Source organism: Bradyrhizobium algeriense (genome assembly GCF_003062295.1).
Classification (GTDB): Bacteria; Pseudomonadota; Alphaproteobacteria; order Rhizobiales; family Xanthobacteraceae; genus Bradyrhizobium; species Bradyrhizobium algeriense.
This window is the reverse complement of record NZ_PYCN01000019.1, coordinates 56,901-78,508: the sequence shown is the minus strand read 5'-3', so window position 1 is coordinate 78,508 and position 21,608 is coordinate 56,901. Positions and strand designations below refer to the sequence as shown.

The window sequence follows — 21,608 nt, the reverse complement described above, 5'->3', positions numbered from 1 at the left end:
GCGGTCCGTCGTCGCGGCCCAACCTGATCTCATCCTGCGCTAAATACTCAGCTTGGCGCCGGCCATCAAAATATCGCTGGCGAGCTGGCTGGTGCGGGTGGCGAGCTCGTCGCGCAGGCGGCGCGCCGCGCCCGGATCGCTTTCGAGCACGCGTTGAAACAGGCTGCGCGCCACCCGGATGACCGAGGAATGATCAAGCGCGACCGCACTCGACGGCCGCTTCATCGCGACGATGAGCGCCAACTCGCCGATCAGGGCACCGGGGCCCGCAACGACTTCGGCGCCGCCGTCCTCGACGCGGATCGCGCCGCGTTGAACGATGTAGCCCGCATCCGCCTCGTCGCCGGCGTTGAACAAATAATCGCCGGGCGAGAAATCGCGCTGCTCCGAGCCGATCGCCAGCATGCGCAAGGCCGCCGTTCCCAACAGGCGCAATGTCGGGACCCGCTCGAGCAGGGCTACATCATCTTCGATCGACATGGACCTGTGACCGGGATGCGCGAAAATTACGAAACGTAGCTGCGAATCGTATCACGGCACCAGCTTGTAGCCACCGGCTTCCGTCACCAGGATTTCCGGATTGGCAGCATCCTTCTCGATCTTCTGCCTGAGACGGTAGATGTGGGTTTCCAGCGTGTGCGTGGTGACGCCCGAATTGTAGCCCCAGACTTCCTGCAGCAACGTCTCGCGCGAAACCGGCAACTGGCCGGCGCGATACAGGAAACGCAGGATCGCGGTTTCCTTCTCGGTCAGTCGAACTTTTCTGGCATTGGCGGCGGTCAGCATCTTGGAGCCGGGCCGAAAGCTGTAGGGACCGACGGAAAACACCGCGTCCTCGCTGGCCTCGTGCTGGCGGAGCTGCGCCCTGATCCGGGCAAGCAGGACCGCGAACCGGAACGGCTTTGCGACGTAATCATTGGCGCCGGATTCGAGCCCCAGGATGGTGTCTGAGTCAGTGTCGTGGCCGGTCAGCATGATGATCGGCGCCTTGAAGCCCCCCTTGCGGAGGCTGCGCACGACTTCCCGCCCATCGGTATCCGGCAAGCCGACATCCATCAGCACCAGATCGGGGGAATTGGCCTTGGCGGCGCTGGCGCCCTTGGCGCCGGTGTCGACCGCGGAAGCTTCGAACTCCTCGTGCAGCGATAGTTGCTCGACCAGTGTGTCGCGCAGATCGGTGTCGTCATCCACGATCAGGATCTTGCGGGCATTGGGCATAGGATACGATCCTCTTGAGGGCAGGCGGCGGACACAAGTGGAAGCGTCTCAAGCCGGGTCTTGGTCGGTGACAACCTGATTCGCAGGCAAACTTCACAAGCAAGCCGGGTCATCAGGGTACTGATTCGTATTGAGGTAAGGAATTGTTACAGATTCTCAAGCCGGGCCGCAGTCTACCCCAAATTTGAGCCGCGTTTGGATGAATGTCCTGTAATGGCGTCCATAGGACAATTGTGGCCGGACAGGCAACCCCAAGATTCGGGCATCGGCATGGAAAGCAACGCTATTACAATCACTTATAAGACAGTCGCGCGTGATCGGCCGCTGACGGCAATCAGGGTCCACCGGGCGGCCGGCGATCCGCGCCGGGGCTGGCTGACGGCCGACGGTTGGACTGTGCCGGTGGCACTTGGCCGCGGCGGCATCCTCGCCAACAAACGGGAGGGCGACGGCGGCACCCCGAAGGGCACGTACCGCCCGCTGCAATTGTGGTGGCGCGCCGACCGCCATCCTCGGCCGCGGACCTATCTTCCGGTGCGGCCGATCCGGCCCGAAGACGCCTGGTGCGAGGACCCGCAGGACCGCCGTTACAATCAGCCGATCCGTCTGGTCCGCGACCAGCCCGGCGACCGGCTGACGCGCGAGGACCACCTCTACGATTTCATCGTCGAAATCGATCACAACGCCGGCCCACGGATAGCCGGCCGCGGCAGCGCCGTGTTCCTGCATCTGGCACGCCCCAATTTCTCGCCGACGGCCGGGTGCGTTTCGATGACGAAATCCGCCATGCTGCGGCTGTTGCGGCGGATGGGACCGCAGACCAAGATCATGATCGGCTGATGGGGAATCAAAACAATGCTCGATAAGAACGCGATAGCAGCCGCATCAAAGACGCTGCATGACCACTGGCGCGCCGGCACCAAATTTGCCGGCCTCGACGAAAAGCTGCGGCCACGCGACCGCATCGAAGGCTATGCAATCCAGGCGGGAATCGAGCAATATTCATCCGATAGTTTGTTCGGCTGGAAGATCGCTGCCACCAGCGAGGCCGGACAAAAGCACATCAACGTCGACGGCCCGATGGCCGGGCGTATCCTGGCCGAGACGGTGATATCAGATGGCGGAACGGCTTCGATGGCGGGCAACGAAATGCGCGTCGCCGAACCCGAATTCGCCTTTCGCATGCGCGTGGATCTGCCGACGCGTCCCACGCCCTATACCGTGCAGCAGGTGCTCGACGCGGTCGACACGCTGCATCCCGCTATCGAGATTCCGGATTCGCGGTTTGCCGATTTCGTCAGCGCCGGTGCCGCACAGATCATTGCCGACAACGCCTGCGCGCATCTGTTCGTGCTCGGCCCGCCGGCAGTTGCGGACTGGCGCTCGCTCGATCTTGTCGAGGAACGGCCGGTCATCACGATGCGCGGCCAGCAATTCACCGGTCACGGCAAGAATGTGCTCGGCGATCCCAGGATTGCACTGACCTGGCTCGCCAATGAACTGCGCCAGCTTGGCGTGACGTTGAAGGCCGGCCGTGTCGTCACGACCGGCACCTGCCACCCACCGCTGCCGATACAGTCGGGCGATTTTTGCGCGGTTGATTTCGGCGCGCTCGGAAAGGTGTCGGTGGGGTTCAAGTAGACACCGCTGTCGTCCCTGCGAACGCAGGGACCCATACGCCGCGGCCTCTCGATTTATAACGGCTGGTCGACGGCCTCGCGCAATAACAAACGCCTGTGGTTATGGGTCCCTGCGTTCGCAGGGACGACGAGTTACCGCGTCCCGAAAATCGCCGACCCCACGCGCACATGCGTGGCACCGAGCTGGATCGCTACCGCGAAATCGGCGCTCATGCCCATCGACAGATTTTTCAGCCCGTTGCGCGCGGCGATCTTGGCCGTCAACGCGAAATGCGGCGCCGGCGCTTCGTCGACCGGCGGGATGCACATCAAGCCGGAGATCACCAGGCCGTATTTGTCGCGACAGTTCGCGATGAAGGCATCCGCCTCGCCCGGCGCGACGCCGGCCTTTTGCGGCTCTTCACCAGTGTTCACTTGAATGAACAATTCCGGCCGCTTGTTCTGGGAATTAATTTCCTTGGCTAACGCTTCGCAAATACTGGGACGGTCGATCGAATGGATGGCGTCGAACAGCGCCACCGCCTCCTTCGCCTTGTTGGATTGCAACGGCCCGATCAGATGCAGCGCAATTCCGGGACAGGCCGACACCAGCGCCGGCCATTTCGCCTTGGCTTCCTGCACGCGATTTTCGCCGAACACGCGCTGCCCGGCATCGATGACACGCGAAATCGCTGTTGCTTCAAATGTCTTCGACACCGCGATCAGCGTCACCGACGCGCGCTCGCGGCGCGCTTCCTTGCACGCGCGCGCGATGTCCTGCTCCACCTGGGCCAGGCCGTTTGGTAAAGACTTGGTTAGCGGTGTCGCCATCTCTCTCGCTTCATGTCCTGATTTCGGCCGGAAATTTTACGGCATTTCCTCGAATTTTACCAAGTTCGGGAAAGGCTTTTTGAAACCTTCGCTTTACCCTCCGCTGTGGGGGGACAGGATGTCTGGCGTTACTTTCAACCGCAATCGGATCAAACTCAAGAAGCTTCTGGGAATCCGGGCGCGGCTTGCCATGCTGGCCTTGATGCTGGTGGCGCCCTTGATGCTGGAGCGCGTCCGCTCGCTCGAAGGCACCCGCGCCAAGCAGATCGCGATCGCTTCGGAAGAATACGCCAACATCACCCACCACAGCGCAGAGACCCAGCGCGAGGTGATCTCCTCCGTCGAGACGATGCTGAAATCCGCCGCCTATATCCGCGCCTCCAGCGGCATCGGGCGCAGTTGCGAAATCCTGCGTGCCAGCCTGCCCGCCAACCTGCCCTGGATCCGCAGCATCATGCTCGTGAGCAAGGACGGCGTGGTGCAGTGTTCCACCCTGAACATTCAGGTCGGCCTCAACATCGGCGATCGCGACTATTTCAGGAAGGCGCAGGAAACCCGCGATTTCGTCGTCAGCGACTACCTGTTCGGCAAGACCAACAACCGGCCGATCATGATGGCCGCCTATCCGGTCTCCGCGATCAACCCGGACGAAGATTCGGTAGCGGTCGCCGGCATCAATCTCGACTGGCTGTCGAAGATCATGGCCAACCTCGGCGGACGGCCGGGCATTTCATCTCTCCTGATCGATAGCACCGGCGTGGTGCTGGCGGCGCCACCGGACCAGGCCAGCATGATCGGCCGGCCGCTCGACAACGTGCCGCTGCTGTCGGCCATCACCTACAAGGCGCTCAGCTCCAACTCCGATACGGGCTCGCTTTCCTTCACCGCTAACGACGGCTCCAAGCGCGCCATCAGTTTCGCGCGCATTCCCGGGACGCAATCGCGCCTGATCGTCAGCGTCGACGAGGCCAAGGTCACGGCCGCGATCAATCGCGACATCCGCACCGCCTATCTTCAGTTGGGATTCGTCTGCCTGTTCGTGCTGCTCGGCGCGCTGATCGGGGCAGAGAAGCTCATCATCAATCCGATCGAAGTCATGACCGGAATGGCCAAGCGATTCGGCGAGGGCGATTCGTCGGCCCGCGTCTCGCGCAGCCGCCTGCCTGCGGAGTTCATGCCGCTCGCCCGCGCCTTCAATGCGATGGCCGCCCAACTCAGCCAGCGCGAGCGCGAACTGGTCGCCACCAACGACCGGCTCACCGTGATGGCCTCGATCGATATGCTGTCGGGTCTCGCCAACCGCCGCGGCTTCCAGAGCCGACTCGATTTCGAATGGCTGAAGGCGCAGCAGCATAACAGCGAGCTGTCGCTGTTGATGATCGATGTCGATCACTTCAAGCTTTACAACGACACCTATGGCCACCCCGAGGGCGACGCCTGCCTCACCCGGCTCGGCGAAGCGCTGGCCGGCATCGCCGCCGACACAATGGGCTTTGCCGGCCGCTATGGCGGCGAGGAATTCTGCCTGCTGCTGCCGAACACGAGCCCGCAGAAGGCGCTGGAGATCGGCGAAACCGTGCGCGCGACCATTCAGGGCCTCGGCCTGCCGCATATCACCTCCAGCCACTGCATCGTCACCGTCAGCGTCGGCGTGGCCGCGACGCTGCCGAGCGACGCCCAAACTCCCGGCGACCTGATCGAGGCGGCGGATGCCGCCCTCTACGCCGCCAAACACCGCGGCCGTAACACCGTGGTCGAGCACGGCTTTGCCAAGCTGGTGGATGAGGCCGGCTTGGCGATGACGGGGTGAGCGCCACCACCCTCACCCGTCGACCAAATGGCTGTTCCCACTGCCCCAACCCGTTGACCCCGCAGCCGCTTTTGTGGCCTAGTCCGCCGTCCTCTGGACGGACCCGAATCCACAAAAGCCCTGCGATTCCATGACCTCCGAACGTTACAACGCCCGTGATTCCGAGCCGCGCTGGCAACGCCAGTGGGACGAAAAGGCGATCTTCGCCTCGAAAAATGACGATCCGCGGCCGAAATACTATGTGCTCGAGATGTTCCCCTACCCGTCCGGGCGCATCCATATCGGGCATGTCCGCAATTATACGCTGGGCGACGTGCTGGCGCGGTTCATGCGCGCCAAGGGTTTTAACGTCTTGCACCCGATGGGCTGGGATGCGTTCGGGCTGCCGGCGGAGAACGCCGCGATCGAGCGCAAGGTCGCGCCAAAAGCCTGGACCTACGACAACATCGCCGCGATGAAGAAGCAGCTGCGGTCGATCGGGCTGTCGCTGGACTGGTCACGCGAATTCGCGACCTGCGATCCCGGCTATTACAAGCATCAGCAGAAGATGTTCCTGGACATGCTGCGCGCGGGGCTGGCCGAGCGCGAGAAACGCAAGCTCAACTGGGACCCGGTCGACATGACCGTGCTCGCCAACGAGCAGGTGATCGACGGCCGCGGCTGGCGCTCCGGCGCCGTCGTCGAGCAGCGCGAGATGAGCCAGTGGGTCTTCAAGATCACAAAGTACTCGCAGGAACTGCTGGACGCGCTGGACGGGCTGGATCGCTGGCCCGACAAGGTCCGGCTGATGCAGCGCAACTGGATCGGCCGCTCCGAGGGCCTGCTGCTGCGCTTCGCGCTCGATCAGGCCACGACGCCGGCGGGCGAGTCGGAGCTGAAGATTTTCACGACGCGGCCCGACACGCTGTTCGGCGCAAAATTCATGGCGATCGCGGCCGACCATCCGCTGGCGCAGGCCGCGGCTGCGAAGGACCCGAAACTGGCGGAGTTCATCGCCGAAGTAAAGCGCATCGGCACGGCGCAGGAAATCATCGATACCGCCGAGAAGCAGGGCTTTGACACCGGCATCCGCGCCGTTCACCCGTTCGATCCGAACTGGAAGCTGCCGGTTTACGTGGCGAACTTCGTGCTGATGGAATACGGCACGGGCGCGATCTTCGGCTGCCCGGGGCACGACCAGCGCGACCTCGATTTCGTCAACAAATATGCGCTGGGCGTGACGCCGGTGGTCTGCCCCGAGGGCCAGGATCCCAAGACGTTCGTCATCACGGACACCGCTTACGACGGTGAAGGCCGCATGATCAATTCCCGCTTCCTCGATGGCATGACCATCGAGCAGGCCAAGGAAGAGGTCGCAAAACGGCTGGAGAAGGAAATTCGCGGCAACGCGCCCGTTGGCGAGCGGCAGGTAAACTTCCGACTCCGCGACTGGGGCATTTCACGCCAGCGCTATTGGGGCTGCCCGATCCCGGTGATCCACTGCCCGAAATGCGACGTGGTGCCGGTGCCGGACGATCAGTTGCCGGTGGTGCTGCCGGAGGATGCGACCTTCGACAAGCCGGGCAACGCGCTCGACCATCACCCGACCTGGCGGCACGTCACCTGCCCGAAATGCGGCGGCAAAGCCCAGCGCGAAACCGACACCATGGACACCTTCGTGGATTCGTCCTGGTATTTTGCGCGCTTCACCGATCCCTGGAACGAGAAAGCGCCGACCACGCCTGATGTGGCGAACCGGATGATGCCGGTCGACCAGTATATCGGCGGCGTCGAGCACGCGATTCTGCACCTGCTCTACAGCCGCTTCTTCACCCGCGCGATGAAGGCGACCGGCCATATCGGCATGGACGAGCCGTTCGCGGGCATGTTCACGCAAGGCATGGTGGTGCATGAGACCTATCAGAAGGCCGATGGCTCCTACGTCACGCCGGCGGAAGTGAAGATCGAAGCCGGCGGCAATGGCAAGCGCGCCATCCTGCTGGAAACCGGCGAAGATATCTCGATCGGCGCGATCGAGAAGATGTCGAAGTCGAAAAAGAACACCGTCGACCCCGACGACATCATCGCGACCTACGGCGCCGACGTCGCGCGCTGGTTCATGCTGTCGGACTCGCCGCCCGACCGCGACGTGATCTGGAGCGACGAGCGCGTGCAGGGTGCCTCGCGCTTCGTGCAGCGGCTGTGGCGGCTGGTCAACGAATCGGCCGAGATCGCCAAAATGGCTCCGGCCGACCGACCAGCCTCGTTCGGCGCCGATGCGCTCGGCTTGCGCAAGGCGGCCCATGGTGCGCTGGACAGGGTGTCGTCCGGAATCGAGCGGCTGCATTTCAACGTCTGCCTCGCCCATATCCGTGAATTCACCAACGCGCTGGCCGAGGTGCTGGGTAAGGGCGGAACACCGTCGCCGGACACCGCCTGGGTGGTTCGGGAGGCCGCAATCATCCTGGTTCAACTTTTCGCGCCGATGATGCCGCATCTGGCCGAGGAATGCTGGCAGGTGCTGGGGCAGTCCGGGTTGATTTCGGAGGCCGATTGGCCCCAAATCGAACGCGATTTGCTGGTTGAAGACACCGTGACGCTGGTGGTCCAGGTCAACGGCAAGAAACGGGGTGATGTTACCGTGCCACGGGTCGCCCAAAATCCGGAAATTGAGGCTGCCGTTTTGTCGCTCGATGCGGTAAAACTCGCTCTCGGCGGCAAGGCCGTCCGCAAGGTAATCGTAGTTCCCATGAGGATCGTGAATGTCGTTGGCTAGGACCCGGATCGCCGTTCGGCTCATCGCCGTCGCCGCTCTGGCGGCGCTCACGGCCGGCTGTTTCCAGCCGATGTATGCCGAACGCAATGACGGCAAGCCCGGCTTGCGGGAAAAGCTGATGGGCGTGGAAGTCCCGCCGGTGGACAAGCCCAATGCCTCCCGCGAGGCCCGGATCCAGGTTGAGATCCGCAACGCGCTCGCGTTCAAGCTCTACGGCAACGCCACCGGCATGCCGCCGACCCATCGGCTGGTGCTGCGCTTTAACACCTCACGCTCCTCGCTGATGCTCGATCCCGCTACCGCGCTGCCGTCGAGCGAAAACTACGGCATCGATGCGCAGTACAATCTGATCGACCTCGCCACCAACAAGTCGGTCATGACGGGCACGACCTTCTCCCGCGTGTCCTATGACATTCCCGGCCAGCTGCAGCGCTTCGCCCGCCAGCGTGCCTTCCGCGACGCCGAGGATCGCGCCGCCAACGAGATCGCCGAAAACATCCAGACCCGGCTGGCGTCGTTCTTCTACGCCGGCACCTGATCCCGTTGGTCGCGCTCCGCGGAAAAGACATCGACGCTTTTCTCGCCCGGCCTGATGCCGGCCGCCCGATCATTCTGCTCTACGGCCCCGATGCCGGTCTGGTCCGCGAGCGTGCTGACGCGCTGATAGCCTCCGCCGTCGACGACCCCAATGATCCCTTCTCGCTGGTGCGGCTGGACGGCGACGAACTGTCGGCCGAACCCTCGCGGCTGGTCGACGAGGCCATGACGATCCCGATGTTCGGCGGCCGCCGGGCCATTCGTGTGCGCGCCGGCTCCCGCAGTTTTGCCAGCGGCGTCGATACGCTGGCCGATTCTCCGATAAAGGATTGCCGCATCGTGATCGAGGCCGGCGAGCTGCGGCCGGAATCGCCGCTGCGCAAAGCCTGCGAGCGCGCCAAGACCGCGGTCGCCATCGCCTGCTATCCCGACACCGAGCGCGACCTTGCAAGATTGATCGACGAGGAATTGCGCTCCTCCAATTTACGGATCGCCGCTGACGCGCGCGCCGTGCTGATGTCACTGCTCGGCGGCGACCGCCAGGCCTCGCGCAACGAGCTGCGCAAGCTGGCGCTCTATGCCCACGGCAAGGGCGAGATCGCGCTCGACGATGTCATGACCGTCGTCTCCGATGCGTCCGAGCTGAAGCTGGACCCGATTGTGGACGGCGCCTTTGCCGGCAAGCCGGACCTGGTCGAAAGCGAATTTGCCAAAGCGATGGTCGCCGGCACCTATCCCGGCGTGATCATCTCCGCCGCGCAGCGCCAGGCGGCGTGGCTGCACAAATCGGCGCTTGCGCTAGCCGAAGGCACGCCGGTCTCGACCTTGCTCGAAAGCGGTTATCCGCGCCTGCATTTCTCGCGCAAGGGCGCCGTCGAAATCGCGCTGCGCAATTTCAACGTGACGCGGCTGGCCGCCATCATCGATCAGCTCGGAACGGCCGCGCTCGACATGCGCAAGCAGGCATCGCTGGCGTCAGCGATCGCCCAGCGCACGCTGCTCTCGATTGCGGCGAATGCGAAGCGACGGGGGTGAGCTACTGGGCGATAAGCCGCGGCGTCGTCCCTGTGATTGTGTTGTCCAGGAAGCCGTCGAGGCAGTTCGCCTAATTTAATACCGCCGCGGCGTATGGGTCCCCCGATGTGCAAGTGCACATCTGAGGTCGCGCTTCGCTTGCCCGGGACGACCGAGATTTATCAAGCCCCCTTCGCCAGCCGGCGCATCACCTCGTCGAGCTGTTCGAGGTTGCGATAGCTGATCTGGACGGTGCCGCCGGGGTCGCGGTGGTTGACGGTCACGGCAAGACCGAGTGCATCGCTGACGCGCTTCTCCAGCGCGATCGTGTCGGGATCTTTTGTCTTGCCGCCGCCAGCCCGCGCCTTTTGCGGCTTGCGTTCCGGCACGCCTTCTTCATGCGCCAGCGCCTCGGTCTGGCGTACGTTCAGCCCCTCCTCGACAATACGTTTCGCCGCGGCCAGCGGATCGGGCACGCCGATCAGGGCGCGGGCGTGCCCCGCCGACAATTGGCCGCTGGCGATAAAGGCCTGCACCTCCGCGGGCAGCTTCGTCAGCCGCATCATGTTGGCGACGTGGCTGCGGCTCTTGCCGACGTCCTTTGCGATCTCTTCCTGGCTGCGTTTGAACTCGTCGGCGAGAGCGTGATAGCCCTGCGCCTCTTCCATCGCGTTGAGGTCTTCACGCTGCACGTTCTCGATAATCATGATTTCGAGCGCGTCAGAGTCGCTGACATCCACGGGAACGATCGGGACTTCGTGCAGGCTGGCGAGCTGCGCGGCGCGCCAGCGGCGCTCGCCGGCGATGATCTCGTAGCGATCCTGCGAACCCTTCACCGGCCGCACCACGATCGGCTGGATCACGCCATGCTGCCTGACCGAATCGGCGAGTTCGCCGAGCTCGGCATCGGAAAAGGTCCGGCGCGGGTTGCGCGGATTCGGCTTCAGGAACTCGATCGGCACCTTGCGCTGGTTGCGCGGCCGGTCGACATGCGCGGCCTCGCCGCCGACATCCCCAATCAGACTTGCGAGACCACGACCCAGTCGCGAACGCGTTTCGTCGGCCATCGCCGCCAACTCCCTAGGATTCACTTACGCCACTCCGGAACAAAATTCGGTTGATCTTGCCGTCATTCCGGGGCGCGTCGTCAGACGCGAACCCGGAATCTCGAAGTTAGAGTTGCTTCGTCACATCAGGATTCCGGATCAATCCGCTCGCGCGGATTGTCCGGAATGACGTCATAGGTACTAGTGCGTCCTCAGCTCGCGCTCGCGCTGGATCACTTCGGTCGCCAGCTTCAGATAGGCTTCGCTGCCAACGCATTTGAGGTCGTAGACCAGCACCGGCTTGCCATAGGACGGCGCCTCGGAGATGCGCACGTTGCGCGGGATCATGGTGTCGTAGACCTTGCCGCCCATGAACTGCCTGACGTCAGCGACCACCTGGTTCGACAAATTGTTGCGGGAGTCGAACATGGTCAGCACGATGCCGTGGATCGACAGGTTCGGATTGAGCGTCGAGCGCACCTGCTCCACCGTCTGCAACAATTGCGACAGACCTTCGAGCGCGAAGAACTCGCATTGCAGCGGCACCAGGATCGCGTCCGAGGCCGCCATCGCGTTGACGGTGAGGAGGTTGAGCGACGGCGGGCAATCGATCAGCACATAGGTGTACTCGGTGTCCGGCGCTGCGTTCTTGTTCAGCGCAGCGATCGCATCGCGCAGGCGGAAGGCGCGGCCGGGCGTCGTGCCGAGTTCGAGCTCGAGGCCCGACAGATCCATGGTCGAGGAGGCGATGTGCAGCCGCGGCACCGCGGTGGCAACCACCGCTTCGCGCAGCGGCGCTTCGCCGATCAGCACGTCATAGGTCGAGCAGTTGCGGTTGCGGCGATCGATGCCGAGACCGGTCGAGGCGTTGCCCTGCGGATCGAGATCGACGATCAGGACGCGCTCGCCAATTGCAGCGAGTGCGGTACCAAGATTGATCGCCGTGGTGGTCTTGCCGACGCCGCCCTTCTGATTGGCCAGCGACAGGATGCGTGGATGGGGGGGTGGAGTGGGCTCTCTATCTTCTTGATATAACTCGTCTAATTCGCTCATGCCCGATCGCCATATGTGATCGCGGAGGGGTTGCGCCGCTCGATTCGATCGAGTTCGACGATCCAGCCGTGCCCGCCCGTGCGGCTGGAATGGAGTCGCGGTTCGATAATCCAATATTTAGTAGCTTCGGTCAATTCAGCCTCTACATCTTGGCCCTTGAGAAACAAAGCTTTTGCGCCTTCTTTCACAAACGGTTCCGCAAAACCGACAAGCTGATGTAACGGAGCCAGCGCCCGCGCAGTGACGCAATCGACGCGACTGCCGATTCTATCCACACTATCCCCGATGCCCGCCAAATGCACGGTCGCAGCCGCAGAAGTTACGCGCACCGCCTCACGCAGGAAGGCCGCCTTTTTGGCGTTGCGCTCGACCAAGTGAACATTGGCCCCGGGAGTCTCTGCCAGGGCGCAGGCCAACACCACGCCAGGGAAACCGCCGCCGCTGCCAAAATCGACCCAGGCCTTCGCTGTCGGAGCCAGACTCAGAAGCTGGAGCGAATCGGCGATGTGTCGGGTCCAGAGATTGGGAAGCGTCGATGGCGCGACGAGATTGGTTTTGGCCTGCCACTCCACGAGGAGGTCAACATAGCGATCGAGCCGCGCCTCTGTTTCACGTGAAACGGGGGTGAGGGCGAGAGCTGCGGTTTTGTCGGATGGCAGGATCAGCATGGTGGCTTGGCCGGCGGCTTTCGCCATGGGCGGTCTCGCTGGTGCATCGTCTTCGAATCGTAGGATGGATGGAGCGAAGCGATACCCATCAGATGCCCCGCGCATTGGACGATGGGTATCGCTTCGCTCCACCCATCCTACATCAACGTTTCACGTGAAACAGATTTTACGCACTCGCCTTCGAGGTCTTCCGCCGCGCTTCCCTTCGGAGATAGGCCGCAAGGATTCCCAGCGCCGCCGGCGTTAAACCATCGAGCCGGCCCGCCTGCCCCACTGTCCGCGGCCGCGCCACCTCAAGCTTGGAGCGCGCCTCATTGGAAAGCCCGGGCACATCGGCGTAGTCGATATCGGTCAGGACCAGTCCCTCGTCCCGCCGGAAGGCATCGACGTCGGCGGTCTGGCGCTTGAGATAGACATCATACTTGGCGTCAATCTCGAGATGGACCGCGATGGAGGGATCGACGGCCGACAGCTCCGGCCAGATGCCGCGAAGCATCTCCCACTCGATCTCCGGATAGGCCAGCAACTCAAACGCCGAACGCCGATGGCCATCCCGGTTGAGAGCCAGGCCATGTCTCGCCGCTTCGTTGGGAGTCATCGTCAGGGACTTCGCCAACGCCTTGGCCGCCGCCAGCGCGGCCATCTTGTCGCGATGGCGCTCTGAGCGCGCCTGCCCCACGCAGCCCAAGGCGATGCCCTTGTCGGTCAGGCGCTGGTCGGCATTGTCGGCCCGCAGAGTGAGACGGTACTCGGCCCGTGAGGTGAACATCCGATACGGCTCAGTGATCCCGCGGGTTACGAGATCGTCGATCATCACACCGAGATAGCCATCCGCCCGATCGAACACGATTGGGTTGGCACCGCCGGCTGCCAATGCCGCGTTCAGACCCGCGACTATTCCCTGAGCCGCCGCCTCCTCATATCCGGTCGTCCCGTTGATCTGTCCGGCCAGGAAGAGACCCGGCAGGCGCCTGGTCTGCAGCGTCGGCTCGAGCTCGCGAGGATCGACATGATCGTATTCGATGGCATAGCCCGGCCGGACCATCTTTACCCGCTCAAGTCCGGGAATGGTCGCGAGGATCGCGAGCTGAACCTCCTCCGGCAGCGAGGTCGAGATGCCGTTGGGATAGACCGTGGGGTCATCGAGTCCCTCCGGCTCCAGGAAGATCTGATGGCCATCGCGATCGCCGAACCGGACGATCTTGTCCTCGATCGAGGGACAATAGCGAGGACCGCTGCTCTTGATCTGTCCGGAGTACATTGGCGAACGATGTACATCGGCCCGGATCACCTCATGGGTCGCCGGCGTCGTCCGGGTGATCCCGCACTGGATCTGCGGCGTCGTGATCCGATCGGTCATGACCGAGAACGGCTCCGGCGGATCGTCACCGGGCTGCATTTCAATGGCGGACCAGTCGATCGTCGTGCCATCGAGCCGCGGCGGCGTGCCGGTCTTCAATCGTCCGAGCGTAAAGCCGACCCTCTCGAAGGAAGCCGAGAGCCCCATCGCCGGCGCCTCCCCGACCCGTCCAGCGGGCCAGTTCTTTTCACCGAGGTGGATCAGACCACGCAAAAAGGTACCTGTGGTGATGACCACGGCACCGGCACTCAACTCGCGGCCGTCGCCCAAGCGAATTCCAGTCACCCGGCCATCCGAGACGATCAGCTCATCCGCCTCGCCTTCGACCACGCTGAGATTGGCGGTCTCCCGGATCGCGGCCTGCATGGCGGTGGCGTAAAGCTTGCGGTCCGCCTGGGCCCGCGGTCCACGGACTGCCGGACCCTTGCGGCGGTTCAACATCCGAAACTGGATCCCACCAGCATCGGCCACCCGACCCATCAAACCATCCAGAGCATCGACCTCACGGACTAGATGGCCCTTGCCGAGACCTCCGATGGCGGGGTTGCAGGACATCGCCCCGACCGTCGCGAAACGATGGGTCACCAAGGCAGTGTTGGCGCCCATCCGCGCAGCGGCGCCCGCGGCTTCGCAACCGGCGTGACCACCGCCAATAATGATGACGTCGAAGGAGTCCGCTTGGGAGATCATGCCGGGACTTCTATCGCGAAGGCGCAAGACCCGGAAGCAGAAGTTTAGGGGAAAGTGTTTCACGTGAAACACGGGACCGGGGAGCCATCTTGTTTCACGTGAAACATGGTTAGCGAAAGGTAAGCAAACGTCACTTACCCACGCAGAACTCCCGGAAGATGACGTCGAGTATGTCCTCGACGTCCACACGGCCCAGCAGCCTTCCCAGGGAGAGTGCCGCCATCCGGAGTTCTTCCGCCGCCAGCTCCTCGCCCTCCCCGACCACCGCGAGACAGCGCTGTAACGAAGTCGCCGTCTCCTGCAAGAGTTTCCGTTGCCGGGTTCGGCTGATCAGTCCGCCCTCGGTGCCGCCAAAGTAGCGCTGGGCGAAATCAACCAATGCCGCGATCAGCTCCGGCACGCCATCGCCGCGGCTCGCCGAAATATCAAAACTCCTTAGGCCCGGCGCGCCAGCCTCGGCCAATGGCCGAGCTGCTTCGAGATCGATCTTATTTCGCACTCTCCATATTGGCGCGGCTCCATCGTGATCGAACGCCGTCTGCAGAGAGTCGGCCAGCCACAGCACGAGGTCCGCATCCGCCGCACGCGCCCGGGCACGACGGACGCCCTCCTGCTCGACTGGATCGTCCGTCTCACGAATGCCCGCGGTGTCGATCACCGTCACCGGATAGCCGTCGAGATCGAGCTGCACCTCGATGACATCGCGCGTGGTGCCGGCATGCGGCGACACGATCGCGACCTCACGGCGCGCGAGCTGATTCATCAGCGTCGACTTGCCAACATTCGGCGGCCCCGCGATCGCAACGACGAGGCCATCGCGAAGCTGCTCGCTCCGCCCCTGCCCGGCCAGGACTTCCTCGATCTCGACCAGCAGCGCTTTGACCTTCGCGAGCGCCGGCGCGATCAATTCCGCTGGCACGTCGCCCTCGTCCGAAAAATCAATCCCGGCCTCGATCAAAGCAGCCGCTTCGATGATCCGCGCGCGCCAATCGCGCGCCCTGTCGCCGAGCAGTCCCTTCAACTGGCGCAGCGCCTGGCGCCGCTGCCGATCTGTGTCAGCATGGATGAGATCGTCGAGACCTTCGGCCTCCGTCAGATCGAGCTTGCCATTCTCGAAAGCGCGCCGGGTAAATTCGCCGGGCTCGGCCGGGCGAACATCTTCGAATCCGGACAGCGCCGCGAACAAAGCCGCCAGCACCGCGCGTCCGCCATGAACATGAAATTCCGCGACGTCTTCTCCTGTCGCGCTGGCCGGACCCGGAAACCACAACACCACCGCATCGTCGATCGGCCGCTGGCCGACATCCCCAAGCAGCGCACGGGTGGCCACTCGCGGCGACGGCAATTTGCCGGCAAGCGCCGTCACGATCTTTCCGGCCTGCGAACCCGAGACGCGCACCAACGCGATCGCGCTCGGTGGCCGGCCCGACGACAATGCAAAAATGGTCTGATCCCGCGGATGCATGGCCTATTTGTGCGGGAGGTTTTGAAAAGGCAACGCGATTCGATTCGGGGCCTGAACGCACAGGCCATACCGCCGGCGTATTGCGAGACAGGTGCGGCAAGGATGCTGCAAAATCCGGCGGGGCGCCCTCCCCTGGCAGCCGGATCAATATAAAATTCAACAGCTTAGATGGTTAACCGATTCCTAACGCCGATTTTCCGATCCTGCATTCGCGTCGCAACGGCGACCGCAGCATGAAAAAGGGCGCCCAGCTTCCCGCGAGGCGCCCTCATCCAAACTGGCCTGACGGATCAGGTGTTCATGGAATCGAAGAACTCCGAGTTGTTCTTGGTGTTGCGGAGCTTGTCGAGCAGGAAGTCGATGGCGTCCATGGTGCCCATCGGATTGAGGATCCGGCGCAGCACGTACATTTTCTTCAGGAGCTGCGGATCGGTGATCAGCTCTTCCTTGCGGGTGCCGGAGCGCGAGATGTCGATCGCCGGGAAGGTCCGCTTGTCCGAGACCTTGCGGTCGAGGATCAATTCGGAGTTACCGGTACCCTTGAATTCTTCGAAGATGACTTCGTCCATGCGGCTGCCGGTATCGACCAGCGCGGTCGCGATGATCGTGAGCGAACCGCCCTCCTCGATGTTGCGCGCGGCGCCGAAGAATCGCTTCGGCCGTTGCAGCGCGTTGGCGTCGACACCGCCGGTCAGCACCTTGCCGGATGACGGCACCACGGTGTTGTAGGCGCGACCGAGGCGCGTGATCGAGTCCAGGAGAATCACGACGTCGCGGCCGTGTTCGACCAAGCGCTTCGCTTTCTCGATCACCATCTCGGCAACCTGGACGTGACGCACAGCGGGTTCGTCAAACGTGGACGACACCACCTCGCCCTTCACCGAGCGCTGCATGTCCGTGACTTCTTCCGGACGCTCGTCGATCAGCAGAACGATCAGATAGCATTCCGGATGATTGGCGGTGATGGAGTGCGCGATGTTCTGCATCAGCACCGTCTTGCCGGTGCGCGGCGGCGCCACGATCAAAGCACGCTGGCCTTTGCCAATCGGCGCGACGATGTCGATCACCCTTGCAGAAAGGTCTTTTCGCGTCGGGTCTTCGAGTTCGAGGCGGAAGCGCTGGTCGGGAAACAGCGGGGTCAGATTGTCGAAATTGACCTTGTGCTTGGACTTTTCCGGATCCTCGAAATTGAGGGTGTTGACCTTCAGCAGCGCGAAATAGCGTTCGCCTTCTTTCGGGCTGCGGATGTGGCCTTCGATAGTGTCGCCGGTGCGAAGGCCGAAGCGGCGGATCTGCGACGGAGAGACGTAGATGTCGTCGGGGCCGGGCAGGTAGTTGGCATCTGGCGAGCGCAGAAAGCCGAAGCCGTCGGAGAGAACCTCAACGACGCCTTCGCCGATAATATCGATTTCCTGGATCGCGAGCTGCTTGAGAATAGCGAACATCAGCTCCTGCTTGCGCATAGTGCTGGCATTTTCGACCCCGTTCTCTTCCGCGAACGAGACGAGCTCGGCCGGCGTTTTCGATTTGAGGTCCTGGAGTTTCATTTCCCGCATTGGGGTGGTCCTGTGGAGTGTTCTTTAGGGAAGGGGTGCGAGGTGGCTTAAGGAAAAAGCGGACACGAAAAAGGGAAGGTCCGCAGGTCTAAGCAAGGAAAGCGCCGGTGAGGCTTCAAACCTGATGCGGCGGCCGGTCCAATGAAGAAACCGGAACGCAGCCACATCCGCCTGCGTGGGGTGGGATTTCAACAATATAGAAAATCGGCCGGCGCTTCGCAAGCAGGGGAGAAACCGCCGGATCGACGAAAGCTGTGGCTAGAACGGCTTCACGACCACCAGGACGACGATAAAGATCATTAGGACCGTCGGCACCTCATTGATAATACGATAGAATTTCTGACTTCTGGTATTCCGGTCCGCGGCAAAATCCTTGACCCAGCGGGAAAAAAAGCCGTGGACTGCAGACAGGACCAGCACCAGCGTCAGTTTGGCGTGAAACCAGCCGGACGTGTACCAATGCCCGCTCCAGGCCAGATATAGCCCGGCCAGCCAAGTGACGATCATCGCCGGATTGATGATCACCTTCAGCAATCGCCTTTCCATCACCTTGAAGGTCTCGGACTGCTTCGATCCGACCTCGGCCTCGCAGTGATAGACGAACAGCCGCGGCAGATAGAGCATGCCGGCCATCCAGGAGATGACCGCAATTACATGCAGCGCTTTGATCCACGGATACGCGGTGATCGTGATCCACTCGTACATTGCAGCCGCCCGACCTTGCTCGTCCCGACCATCTTGGCGTTGCGAAGAAGCGCTGCCAGCCAGGGGACGCAAGACATATCCGCAAAGCACCGCTTCTCTAAACTAATAATTTTAGAATCTTAGGTTTGAGTCTAAGTGACCGTGATTATGACTCACACAAAACGATCCCGCATGTTTGCGAGGCTTGTTCACAGTCCTCCCCAATTTCGGCCGGACACTGCGTCATCCTGATAACGCCACGTGCATCAATTGCTTGCGCCGTTTCGTGGCCAGCTTATGAAGAGACAAATCCACACCTTCCCACTATCATGGTGATGAGCCCGTGGACTTGTCCTCGCATGAGGCCCTGTGAAGAAATGTCCGGGTTATCCCTGACGTGGCGACCCAGGGCCAAATATCTTGGTTAAGCTCCACAGAGATTCACAGGATACACAGGGGTTCTGGTGCCCACGACCGGCAATTATTTTCATCTTCATCTGGTGTCCGATTCGACCGGCGAGACGCTGATCACGGTGGCCCGCGCGGTGGCCGCGCAATACGCCAATGTGACCGCGGTCGAACATGTCTATCCGCTGGTGCGCAGCCAGAAGCAGCTCGACCGCGTGCTCGACGAGATCGAGGAGGCGCCGGGCATCGTGCTGTTCACACTGTTGGAAAAGGATCTGGTCGGCCGGCTGGAGGCCAAGTGCAGGGACATCAACATTCCGAGCTTGTCGATCATCGGCCCGGTGATGCAATTGTTCGAGGCCTATCTCGGCGCGGCGACGACGGGGAGGGTGGGCGCCCAGCACGTTCTGAACGCGGAATATTTCAAGCGCATCGATGCCTTGAACTACACCATGATTCATGACGACGGCCAGCACGTCGAAGGTCTGGAAGATGCCGACGTGGTTCTGGTCGGCGTGTCCCGCACGTCGAAGACGCCGACCTCGATCTATCTTGCCAACCGTGGGGTCCGCACCGCGAATGTGCCGCTGGTGCCGGGCATTCCGCTGCCGCACCAGCTCGAGACATTGAAAAAGCCGTTGGTCGTCAGCCTTCATGCGACGCCGGAGCGGTTGATCCAGGTCCGGCAAAACCGGTTGCTGAGCATGGGCGCCGATACCCCCAATGATGATTACATCGATCGGCAGGCGGTGGCCGATGAAGTCGCCTACGCCCGGAAACTGAGTGCCAAATTCAGTTGGGCGCAGCTCGACGTGACGCGCCGCTCGATCGAGGAAACCGCCGCGGCCGTGCTGAAACTGTTCACCGATCGCCAGCGGCAGCGGCTTCCGGAATGACGCGGATACGATGACCATCTGGCTCGGAAAAGATCCATTGATCCTGGCCTCGCAGAGCCGCGCGCGGCAGATGCTGCTCGCCAATGCCGGCATTTCCTTCGATGCCGTTCCCGCCGATATCGACGAACGCGCGTTGCAGAAGAATTCCGGCCTTTCCGCGCCCGGCGAAATCGCAGGGTTACTGGCGCGCGAGAAGGCGTGCTTCGTATCGTCAAAAAATCCCGGCCGTCATGTCGTAGGCGCCGATCAGACGCTGGCTTTGGGAAACCGCCTGTTCAGCAAGCCGGCCGGCCGCGCGCAGGCGGAGGATCAATTGCGCCTGCTTGCCGGCGGAACGCACGAACTGCATTCCGCTGTTGCGGTCGCTCGTGACGGCAAGGTAATGTTTTCCGATGTTTCGGTTGCGCGTCTGACCATGCGCGCTTTGACCGGGTCGGAGATCAGGGCGTATCTGGACGAGGCTGGCGAGGCTGTGACATCCAGCGTCGGGGCCTATCAGCTCGAGGGGCTCGGTGTACATCTCTTCGATTACTTCGAAGGCGATCACTTCACGATCCTCGGCCTGCCACTGCTGCCACTGCTTGCATTCCTGCGCCGCGAGCAATTGCTGGGAATTTGAGACCATCCCTAAAGAGCAACGAACAATATGCGGATACTTGGACTGACCGGCTCGATCGGGATGGGAAAATCCACCACCGCAAAGCTGTTCACGGAGGCGGGCGTGCCGGTTTACGACGCCGATGCGGCCGTCCACAAAATCTATGAGGGGGAGGCGGCGCCCGCGATCGAGGCGGCATTTCCCGGCACGACCGTCGATGGCAGGGTCGATCGCGCAAAGCTGTCCGCGAAGGTGGTGCATGATCAGGCCGCGATCAAACAGCTCGAGCAGATCGTTCATCCGATGCTCGGCGCCTCCCGCAAGAAATTCCTCGATGATGCCGAGGCATCCGGCGCACACGTTGTGGTGATGGATATCCCGTTGTTGTTCGAAACCGGCGGTGAGAAACGCGTCGACGCTGTCGTCGTGGTCTCAACCGATCCGGCGACGCAGCGCGAGCGGATTCTGGCGCGCGGCACCATGACATCAGAGGCGCTCGACGGCATTCTGGCGCGGCAATTGCCCGATGCCGAAAAGCGCAAGCGTGCGGATTTCGTGGTGGATACGTCGCACGGATTGGACCCGGTACGCGCAGCAATCCGCGACATTCTGGCCGAGGTCGTTAAGATGCCGCAGCGGCGAGCCTGATTCGCCTTAAGCTCCGGTCCCCGAAATCCATGCGCGAAATCGTTCTCGATACCGAAACCACTGGCCTCGACCCGCTACGCGGCGACCGGCTGGTCGAAATCGGCTGCATCGAAATCTATAACCGCATGCCGACGGGCCAGACCTTTCACCGCTATATCAATCCCGAGCGCGACATGCCGGCGGAAGCCTTTAACGTGCATGGCCTGTCCAGCGAGTTCCTTTCCACCAAGCCGCTGTTCACGGAAGTGGTCGAGGAGTTCCTGGAATTCATCGGCGACGCGCCGCTGGTGATTCACAACGCCTCGTTCGACATCAGCTTCATCAACGCCGAGCTCGACCGCATCAAGCGGCAGCCGGTTTCGCGCGATCGCCTGGTCGATACGCTGTTGCTGGCCCGCCGCAAGCATCCGGGCGTGTCGAACCGGCTGGACGATCTCTGCTCGCGTTATGCGATCGACAATTCCCGCCGCACCAAGCACGGCGCGCTGCTCGACGCCGAGCTGTTGGCCGAAGTCTATATCGACCTGATCGGGGCGCGGCAGTCGCAACTGATCCTGGCGTCGGAAACCCGCGTCACGATGAGCAGCGGCGTTGGCGAAACGCCGCGCCGGCAGCGCGAGGTGCCACTGGCGCCGCGAATCACCGACGCCGACCGCGAGGCCCATCGCGCCTTCATCGCCACTTTGGGCGACAAACCGATCTGGAATGATTTTCTGCCGGCAGCGGTCTAGCGGCTTTTGGCCGCTAGGCTG

At 62.5% G+C, this 21,608-nt stretch carries 20 protein-coding genes; 10 read left to right on the top strand and 10 right to left on the bottom strand.

Annotated elements, in window-relative coordinates; all coding sequences use genetic code 11:
* Positions 1-39: 39 nt before the first annotated feature.
* A complete protein-coding gene (locus C7G61_RS28845) occupies positions 40-480 on the bottom strand; it encodes a cyclic nucleotide-binding domain-containing protein (protein ID WP_108520114.1) in 441 nt (146 codons plus the stop codon).
* A gap of 51 nt (positions 481-531) precedes the next feature.
* The gene (locus C7G61_RS28840) at positions 532-1,218 is read right to left on the bottom strand and encodes a response regulator transcription factor (RefSeq protein ID WP_028348340.1); all 687 of its coding nucleotides are present in this window, start codon (positions 1,216-1,218) and stop codon (positions 532-534) included.
* A 270-nt stretch (positions 1,219-1,488) separates the two neighbouring features.
* On the opposite strand from C7G61_RS28840, the gene C7G61_RS28835 reads away from it, so the two are divergent.
* Together C7G61_RS28835 and C7G61_RS28830 are read left to right on the top strand one after the other, a co-directional pair.
* The gene (locus C7G61_RS28835; protein ID WP_108520112.1) at positions 1,489-2,058 is read left to right on the top strand and encodes a L,D-transpeptidase family protein; all 570 of its coding nucleotides are present in this window, start codon (positions 1,489-1,491) and stop codon (positions 2,056-2,058) included.
* 15 nt (positions 2,059-2,073) lie between these two features.
* Positions 2,074-2,859, top strand: a complete 786-nt coding sequence (locus C7G61_RS28830) for a 2-keto-4-pentenoate hydratase (RefSeq protein WP_108520110.1) — start codon at positions 2,074-2,076, stop codon at positions 2,857-2,859.
* A gap of 131 nt (positions 2,860-2,990) precedes the next feature.
* Here C7G61_RS28830 and C7G61_RS28825 read toward each other — a convergent pair whose 3' ends face one another.
* Positions 2,991-3,668, bottom strand: coding sequence for a YggS family pyridoxal phosphate-dependent enzyme (locus C7G61_RS28825; protein ID WP_108520108.1), 678 nt, complete (start codon positions 3,666-3,668; stop codon positions 2,991-2,993).
* A gap of 118 nt (positions 3,669-3,786) precedes the next feature.
* Between C7G61_RS28825 and C7G61_RS28820 the strand changes: the two genes are divergently transcribed.
* The 4 genes from C7G61_RS28820 (at position 3,787) to holA (ending at position 9,805) form a co-directional block, all read left to right on the top strand.
* The gene (locus tag C7G61_RS28820; RefSeq protein ID WP_108520105.1) at positions 3,787-5,478 is read left to right on the top strand and encodes a diguanylate cyclase domain-containing protein; all 1,692 of its coding nucleotides are present in this window, start codon (positions 3,787-3,789) and stop codon (positions 5,476-5,478) included.
* A gap of 130 nt (positions 5,479-5,608) precedes the next feature.
* Positions 5,609-8,233 (top strand): leucine--tRNA ligase, encoded by a 2,625-nt coding sequence (leuS, locus tag C7G61_RS28815; RefSeq protein WP_108520103.1) that lies wholly within the window; start codon positions 5,609-5,611, stop codon positions 8,231-8,233.
* Positions 8,220-8,771, top strand: coding sequence for an LPS assembly lipoprotein LptE (lptE, locus tag C7G61_RS28810; RefSeq protein ID WP_108520101.1), 552 nt, complete (start codon positions 8,220-8,222; stop codon positions 8,769-8,771). Before leuS ends, lptE begins: the two co-directional genes overlap by 14 nt.
* A gap of 5 nt (positions 8,772-8,776) precedes the next feature.
* Positions 8,777-9,805 carry a DNA polymerase III subunit delta gene (gene holA, locus C7G61_RS28805; protein WP_108520099.1) on the top strand — a complete coding sequence of 343 codons (1,029 nt, stop codon included), beginning with the start codon at positions 8,777-8,779 and terminating at the stop codon, positions 9,803-9,805.
* A gap of 161 nt (positions 9,806-9,966) precedes the next feature.
* Here holA and C7G61_RS28800 read toward each other — a convergent pair whose 3' ends face one another.
* From C7G61_RS28800 to hemJ, 7 genes are all read right to left on the bottom strand, one after another.
* Positions 9,967-10,851: a ParB/RepB/Spo0J family partition protein gene (locus C7G61_RS28800; RefSeq protein WP_190242014.1), complete on the bottom strand. Its 885-nt coding sequence runs from the start codon at positions 10,849-10,851 to the stop codon at positions 9,967-9,969.
* A 180-nt stretch (positions 10,852-11,031) separates the two neighbouring features.
* Positions 11,032-11,883 (bottom strand): ParA family protein, encoded by an 852-nt coding sequence (locus C7G61_RS28795; RefSeq protein WP_108520095.1) that lies wholly within the window; start codon positions 11,881-11,883, stop codon positions 11,032-11,034.
* Positions 11,880-12,578 (bottom strand): 16S rRNA (guanine(527)-N(7))-methyltransferase RsmG, encoded by a 699-nt coding sequence (rsmG, locus tag C7G61_RS28790; protein ID WP_190242013.1) that lies wholly within the window; start codon positions 12,576-12,578, stop codon positions 11,880-11,882. Before rsmG ends, C7G61_RS28795 begins: the two co-directional genes overlap by 4 nt.
* 139 nt (positions 12,579-12,717) lie before the next feature.
* On the bottom strand, positions 12,718-14,601 hold the full coding sequence (mnmG, locus tag C7G61_RS28785; RefSeq protein ID WP_108520093.1) for a tRNA uridine-5-carboxymethylaminomethyl(34) synthesis enzyme MnmG: 1,884 nt from the start codon (positions 14,599-14,601) through the stop codon (positions 12,718-12,720).
* Positions 14,602-14,731: 130 nt separating this feature from the next.
* Positions 14,732-16,066 carry a tRNA uridine-5-carboxymethylaminomethyl(34) synthesis GTPase MnmE gene (gene mnmE, locus C7G61_RS28780; protein ID WP_108520091.1) on the bottom strand — a complete coding sequence of 445 codons (1,335 nt, stop codon included), beginning with the start codon at positions 16,064-16,066 and terminating at the stop codon, positions 14,732-14,734.
* A gap of 290 nt (positions 16,067-16,356) precedes the next feature.
* Positions 16,357-17,622, bottom strand: coding sequence for a transcription termination factor Rho (rho, locus tag C7G61_RS28775; RefSeq protein WP_108520089.1), 1,266 nt, complete (start codon positions 17,620-17,622; stop codon positions 16,357-16,359).
* A 258-nt stretch (positions 17,623-17,880) separates the two neighbouring features.
* Positions 17,881-18,327, bottom strand: a complete 447-nt coding sequence (gene hemJ / locus C7G61_RS28770; RefSeq protein ID WP_108520086.1) for a protoporphyrinogen oxidase HemJ — start codon at positions 18,325-18,327, stop codon at positions 17,881-17,883.
* 443 nt (positions 18,328-18,770) lie between these two features.
* Between hemJ and C7G61_RS28765 the strand changes: the two genes are divergently transcribed.
* The 4 genes from C7G61_RS28765 to dnaQ are packed head-to-tail and all read left to right on the top strand — an operon-like array spanning position 18,771 to position 21,587.
* The gene (locus C7G61_RS28765; protein ID WP_108520084.1) at positions 18,771-19,610 is read left to right on the top strand and encodes a pyruvate, water dikinase regulatory protein; all 840 of its coding nucleotides are present in this window, start codon (positions 18,771-18,773) and stop codon (positions 19,608-19,610) included.
* A gap of 10 nt (positions 19,611-19,620) precedes the next feature.
* Positions 19,621-20,229: a Maf family protein gene (locus C7G61_RS28760; protein WP_108520082.1), complete on the top strand. Its 609-nt coding sequence runs from the start codon at positions 19,621-19,623 to the stop codon at positions 20,227-20,229.
* A 27-nt stretch (positions 20,230-20,256) separates the two neighbouring features.
* Positions 20,257-20,856 carry a dephospho-CoA kinase gene (coaE, locus tag C7G61_RS28755; RefSeq protein ID WP_108520080.1) on the top strand — a complete coding sequence of 200 codons (600 nt, stop codon included), beginning with the start codon at positions 20,257-20,259 and terminating at the stop codon, positions 20,854-20,856.
* Positions 20,857-20,885: 29 nt separating this feature from the next.
* Positions 20,886-21,587 carry a DNA polymerase III subunit epsilon gene (dnaQ, locus tag C7G61_RS28750; RefSeq protein WP_108520078.1) on the top strand — a complete coding sequence of 234 codons (702 nt, stop codon included), beginning with the start codon at positions 20,886-20,888 and terminating at the stop codon, positions 21,585-21,587.
* Positions 21,588-21,608 lie beyond the last annotated feature (21 nt).